Origin of the sequence: Streptococcus handemini, assembly GCF_040984445.1 — a bacterium.
Classification (GTDB): Bacteria; Bacillota; Bacilli; order Lactobacillales; family Streptococcaceae; genus Streptococcus; species Streptococcus handemini.
On record NZ_JBFRYH010000103.1, the window covers coordinates 1 to 3,704 of the forward strand.

Consider the following 3,704-nt stretch of genomic DNA (forward strand, 5'->3'; position numbering starts at 1 on the left):
AAAAATGCGACGCAACAACAAGTCGCATTTATTGAAAACTGGATTAACAACTATCCAAAGAAGATATTGGGTTACAAATCTCCTAGAGAATTTTTACAGACTGGCTAACTTGAACTTGAAATTTAGCCTACCTCATTTAACCGTTCAAAGGTAAGCGTTTTTTTACTATACTCTTCCTTTTTTAACATCTCGTGATAGAGATATTTCAAGTTTGTTTCATTTTCGCTATCGTAAAAAATATAAGCACCGTCTGTATTGTCTAAAAGAAATTGATTATAATAACGAAACTGACTAGGATTTTCATAGCGCGGATAGACCATTTTAATAAAATCAACTGACTTGAACTGGGCCAGTTTGATTTGATTAACTTCATTCCAGTTCTCCCCATGATTTTCAAACAAGAAAAGCGTCGCTAGTTGACACGAATAGCCTTCTTCTTTTAACTCTTTTGCGACTTCCAAACACCAATATTCGAACCCTAAATTCCCTGTAAAGATGAACCACTCCACACCTTCTTCAAGAAATCGAATAAAATCCTGTCGAATAGCCTCTTTGATGATTGCCAATCTCGGATCTTTTTCTGAAAAAATTCCTAGGTCTGTATGGCGATAACCCACAACTAATAGGCTTTTAATATGCATTACTTGAACTCTTTTCCTATTTTATGATATAATATACTGATATTATTTTATCAAGAAGGAGTTCTATGGTCAATTATCCTCATCAGGTAAAACGCACTATCATTAGAACCAAGCATGATACTTCCAAGGAGACAGTGAATTTCGCTAATCGGGGGATGTCCTTTGAGGCAGCGATTAATGACAGCAACGCTTACTATCTGGCACACAACATGGCAGTCATTCACAAAAAACCCACTCCTGTCCAAGTCGTAAAGGTGGATTACCCCAAACGCAGTCGTGCAAAAATTGTTGAGGCTTATTTTCGACAGGCATCGACTACTGACTACTCAGGGGTATACAACGGCTACTATATCGACTTTGAGGCTAAGGAAACACGTCACAAAACCTCTATGCCGATGAAAAACTTTCATGCCCATCAAATTGAACACATGAATCGCGTCGTGCAACAAAAAGGAATTTGCTTTGTGCTCCTTCACTTTTCAACACTCAAGGAGACCTTTCTGCTACCTGCCCCTGCTCTCATCCACTTCTATTATGAGGAAAATGGAAAAAAATCGATTCCCATTGATTATATACGGGAGAACGGATTTGAATTGGAGATGGGAGGCTATCCCAGCCTGCCCTACTTAGACATTGTTGAAAAAAATTTATTAGGTGGTGACACTCTTGAAAAATATAAACGTTAAAAAAATATTGATATGGATCGCAAACATTGCGTTGGCGACCTTTATCGTTATTTTTATTGCAGTTGCCTGCTTGGTCGGCTACTACATCTCGACAGCTCCTAAGCTGACAGAGGAAGCATTGACAGCTACCGTTTCTAGCAAGATTTATGATAAAGACAATCACTTGATTGCTGATTTAGGCTCCGAAAAGCGCTCAAATGCGACAATTGCAGAAATTCCAACCGATCTTGTTAATGCAATTGTTTCAATCGAAGACCAGCGCTTCTTTAAACATCGTGGAGTCGATATCATTCGTATTGCAGGTTCCTTGGTCAATAACTTAAGGGGCGGCCGCCTCCAGGGAGGATCAACCCTTGATCAGCAGTTTATCAAGCTGACCTATTTCTCGACATCAACAAACGATCGTACTATCAAGCGAAAAATCCAAGAAGCTTGGCTGGCCCTTCAACTTGAACGTCGAAATACCAAGCAAGAAATCCTAACCTATTATGTCAATAAAGTCTTTATGGCAAACGGAAACTACGGGATGAAAACAGCTGCCAAGTCGTATTACGGAAAGGATCTGAAAGACTTATCTCTTCCGCAACTAGCCTTGCTGGCGGGTATGCCGCAAGCTCCAAATCAGTATGACCCCTATACTCAGCCAGAGGCTGCAAAATATCGCCGTGATCTCGTTCTTGGGGAGATGCTCGAGAAAAAGTATATCTCTCAAGAACAGTATGAAGCAGCGATTCTATCACCTGTTACCGATGGATTACAACCTTTGACCAGTACCTCTGCCTATCCAGCTTATATGGATAACTATCTCAAGCAAGTAATTGAAGAGGTGGAGACAAAAACTGGCTATAATCTTCTGACAACTGGTCTTGATGTCTATACCAACGTCGATGCTGCTGCACAACAGCAACTCTGGGATATTTATAATTCAGATCTCTACGTCAATTACCCAGACGATGATTTTCAAGTAGCCTCTACAGTCGTTGATGTAGACAATGGCCGTGTGATTGCACAGTTAGGATCTCGCCATCAATCCGCTAATGTTTCTTTTGGAACCAACCAAGCCGTCGAAACCAACCGTGACTTTGGCTCGACGATGAAGCCAATTACGGACTATGCCCCTGCTTTTGAAGAACAGGTATTTACCTCAACCGCAGATACAATCGTTGACGCCCCATACTACTTCCCGGGTTCGACAACACCTGTCAATAACTGGGACCGTAGTTACTATGGAACCATGACGGTCAAATCTGCCCTACAGTACTCTCGGAATGTCCCTGCCGTTAAATCTCTTGAAGCCGTTGGACTGGATAAGGCGACCAAGTTTTTAGAAAGCCTCGGTATCTCTTATCCACAGCTCCTCTATTCAAACGCCATCTCTAGCAATACAACAGAGGCCAGTACCAAATACGGAGCAAGTAGTGAGAAGATGGCTGCAGCATATGCTGCTTTTGCAAATGGCGGAACTTACTACAAGCCGCAGTATGTTAACAAAATCGTTTTCAGCGATGGCTCTGTCACTGAGTATGCACCCGAAGGAAAACGGGTTATGACCAAAGAAACAGCCTATATGATGACAGATATCCTAAAAAGTGTATTATACCTCGGAAACGGGGCTAATGCAGCAATCTCCGGCGTTCCACAAGCTGGAAAAACCGGAACATCTAACTATTCCGATGATGAATATCAAGCTATCCGCAACAGCAACGAGGCCTCTAATTATAGCTTAATGGTCGTGCCTGATGAAAATTTTGTTGGCTATTCTACCAAGTATGCAATGGCTGTTTGGACCGGATATAATAATCGACAAACACCTGTCTTAGATAGTGGTATCTTAATTGCTACAGATGTCTATCGTAATATGATGACCTATCTGAACCCAGTCGAATCGGCAGAAGATTGGGAAATCCCAAGCGGGCTCTATCAGTATGGTTCCAATCTATATCTAGAAAGTGCGACACCAAAATATACACCATCTACCTACTACGTACCAGAAAGTTCGTCAACAACTAGCTCGTCAACAACTTCTGAGACCAGCACGAGTGACAGCACTACAAGTTCGAGCGAAACGACAGAAGCAGGTAACAGTGAGGCCCAACCAACTACGACAGAAACTGTTCCAAACTCTTCGCAATAGTTATAAGATACTTGTAGCGTGGCAAGTAACGGCTATAGCTAAGCAAAGAAACTCGAAAGCTAGAAATCAAGGGGGAACGGACTCAATTGCTACAAAATCACAATTGAGTTTCGCTCCGAAAGTTCTAAAATGAAGTTAGCCAGTCAAGGGTATTAAAAAACATCTCAGAGAGATATAATTGTAATCACCACAACAACAATTAGAAAGACTCTGAGATGCAACACTATTATACACCAAAAAGAA

At 41.4% G+C, this 3,704-nt stretch carries 3 protein-coding genes and 1 pseudogene; 3 read left to right on the top strand and 1 reads right to left on the bottom strand.

What is annotated here, in order from left to right:
• Positions 1 to 108, top strand: a pseudogene (locus ABPH35_RS10525) (IS30 family transposase); the annotation flags it as partial.
• Positions 109 to 122: 14 nt separating this feature from the next.
• Here the strand turns inward: ABPH35_RS10525 and ABPH35_RS10530 are convergent.
• Positions 123 to 635, bottom strand: coding sequence for a DUF1273 domain-containing protein (locus ABPH35_RS10530; RefSeq protein ID WP_349989642.1), 513 nt, complete (start codon positions 633 to 635; stop codon positions 123 to 125).
• 71 nt (positions 636 to 706) lie between these two features.
• Here ABPH35_RS10530 and recU point away from each other — a divergent pair, with 71 nt between their 5' ends.
• On the top strand, positions 707 to 1,327 hold the full coding sequence (recU, locus tag ABPH35_RS10535) for a Holliday junction resolvase RecU (protein WP_349989640.1): 621 nt from the start codon (positions 707 to 709) through the stop codon (positions 1,325 to 1,327).
• Positions 1,308 to 3,461 carry a penicillin-binding protein PBP1A gene (pbp1a, locus tag ABPH35_RS10540; protein ID WP_349989641.1) on the top strand — a complete coding sequence of 718 codons (2,154 nt, stop codon included), beginning with the start codon at positions 1,308 to 1,310 and terminating at the stop codon, positions 3,459 to 3,461. The genes recU and pbp1a overlap by 20 nt, the downstream gene beginning before the upstream one ends.
• The last annotated feature ends 243 nt before the right edge of the window (positions 3,462 to 3,704 follow it).

Excerpts from the sequence above, each read along its gene's own strand:
- recU (WP_349989640.1), top strand. The coding sequence starts at position 707 with ATGGTCAATTATCCTCATCAGGTAAAACGCACTATCATTAGAACCAAG.